The sequence below is a fragment of the Gilliamella sp. Choc5-1 genome (genome assembly GCF_001690595.1).
GTDB lineage: Bacteria > Pseudomonadota > Gammaproteobacteria > Enterobacterales > Orbaceae > Gilliamella > Gilliamella apicola_M.
This window is the reverse complement of sequence record NZ_LZHH01000049.1, coordinates 1-1,902: the sequence shown is the minus strand read 5'-3', so window position 1 is coordinate 1,902 and position 1,902 is coordinate 1. Positions and strand designations below refer to the sequence as shown.

The window sequence follows — 1,902 nt, the reverse complement described above, 5'->3', positions numbered from 1 at the left end:
AGCGGATTGTTTTAAGACATTTAATATCACGCATTCATTAAGCAAGAAAGGGTGTCCATATGACAATGCGGTAGCGGAAGCGACATTTAAAACAATTAAAACGGAATTTGTAAAAGGCCAACGTTTCAACTCAACGGCTGAGTTACAACGCGCTTTTTCGGCTTATGCCTATTGGTATAATCATAAACGATTACATTCTTCGTTAGGCTACTTGCCTCCCGTTGAATTTAAAAAACACTTACCCCTTAATTTTTTTGTTTGAAAATGTGTTGCCATTCCATTGCATTAATGAACAGTAAATTTCATAGTTATCAACTTCATAGCAAACAATATTTATTTTTTCTAAATTATGATATTTAGATAAACTAGCTTTAATTATTTGCAATGCTATTTCAGCAGCTTTATCTTTGGGAAATTTATAAATACCTGTACTTATATTAGGAAAAGAAAGAGTTGTTACATTATTCTCATCAGCAAGTTTAAAGCAATTTAAATAACAATTTCTCAATAATTCAATTTCATTATTATGTCCTCCACTCCAACGAGGCCCTACTGTATGAATTACATATTGAGCAGGTAAATTTCCAGCTGTTGTAATAACAGCATTGCCAACTTTACAACCTCCCTGTTTAGATCGTATCTTTTGACATTCTTCTAAAATTTGTTTACCACCTATACGATGAATAGCCCCATCAACACCGCTTCCACCTAATAGAGAGCTATTCGCTGCATTTACAATAGCATCAACTGTGATTTTAGTAATATCGCCGTATATAATTTCAATCTTATTTTCCATTTAAAAGTATTTCTATAAATTTTAGGATAGCATTATTTTGTTGCCTTATTTCAGATGGACCCAACAAGATATTCATTATTTGATCATCTAAAATTAAATCATAAATATCGATATCTAACCAACCTTTCGACCAAAAATCAATGCCAGCAATTTTATTATTTCCTTCTATGACCACTCGTTCCATAGAACCAAAATCTCCATTGGGATATGAACTATAAGTTAATTTATAATTTTTCAATCTAGGCGCAAATTCTTTTTTAAAATAATTTATATCCATATTTTATACCTTCTATTTTTTGTCGACTATTTTAATGTTACTTACATTTGGTGTCAGGGTTCCACCTTGTTTATTTAAAAGGTATTTTTGTGAAAGTTTTGCTTCAAGGCCTAACAATTTATACCATCCTTCTTTACCTCCTTGAATTAAACTATTAGTTGGAACATTAAATTCTACATAAACTGAACCATTTGCAGCAACGCCTTTAAAATCATTAGCTCCATTAATAGAGACAAATGTTTGTCCACCTCCACCTTGGACAACTTTTCCTGTACTTTGCATGAGTTCTAGCTCTTGAGGAGACATCCACCGTCCAACTCTTGTGACACTTACTCCGTTAATTACTTGCGTTTCACCTAATTTTAGGGAAGAACTAATATTATTGGCAGCGTTTATTCCCTCAAACCCACTATTTTCAACCTTAATCAACCCTAACGGATCAATCCAATTTATCGGATCACTACCGGCATATTGGTAACTATTTAGTCCGCCGAGTATACCGAGCGGATCTTGGGTGATATACCTGCCTGTAAATGGGTCGTAATAACGATTTAGATTATAATGAAGTCCTGTTTCTTCATCATAATATTGCCCTTGGAATCTTAACGGGTTATCCGGCAGGGTTTGGAAATCGTCTTGATGGTAGGTTTCGTTTATTATCTGCCCATAAGCATTATACTGGCATTCATAGAGGGTGTCACCCATGTTGCTGGTTAGGGCAATGGGGGTGCCGAGGTGGTCGTTTTGGTACCAGTAGAGTTTGATATTATCTTGCTGTGCATTGCCGTGCACAAGGGCTAATGGGCGGTAGGAGTCCGGCTCGTAAAGG

General features: G+C 35.1%; 4 protein-coding genes. 1 reads left to right on the top strand and 3 read right to left on the bottom strand.

Going from position 1 to position 1,902, the window contains the following annotated elements; all coding sequences use genetic code 11:
• Nucleotides 1-262: integrase core domain-containing protein (locus A9G35_RS04395; protein ID WP_141672645.1), on the top strand; the 262-nt coding region annotated here is incomplete at its 5' end.
• On the opposite strand, the gene A9G35_RS04390 is transcribed toward A9G35_RS04395, so the two are convergent.
• From A9G35_RS04390 to A9G35_RS04380, 3 genes are all read right to left on the bottom strand, one after another.
• Nucleotides 239-796, bottom strand: coding sequence for an O-acetyl-ADP-ribose deacetylase (locus A9G35_RS04390; protein ID WP_065635834.1), 558 nt, complete (start codon nucleotides 794-796; stop codon nucleotides 239-241). The genes A9G35_RS04395 and A9G35_RS04390 overlap by 24 nt on opposite strands.
• A complete protein-coding gene (locus tag A9G35_RS04385; RefSeq protein WP_065635833.1) occupies nucleotides 786-1,073 on the bottom strand; it encodes a hypothetical protein in 288 nt (95 codons plus the stop codon). Before A9G35_RS04385 ends, A9G35_RS04390 begins: the two co-directional genes overlap by 11 nt.
• A 12-nt stretch (nucleotides 1,074-1,085) precedes the next feature.
• Nucleotides 1,086-1,902, bottom strand: an 817-nt coding sequence (locus tag A9G35_RS04380; protein ID WP_176701381.1) for an RHS repeat-associated core domain-containing protein, incomplete at its 5' end; no start/stop codon positions are given.

Coding starts and splice junctions, on each gene's coding strand:
- A9G35_RS04390 (WP_065635834.1), bottom strand. CDS start 796: ATGGAAAATAAGATTGAAATTATATACGGCGATATTACTAAAATCACA.
- A9G35_RS04385 (WP_065635833.1), bottom strand. CDS start 1,073: ATGGATATAAATTATTTTAAAAAAGAATTTGCGCCTAGATTGAAAAAT.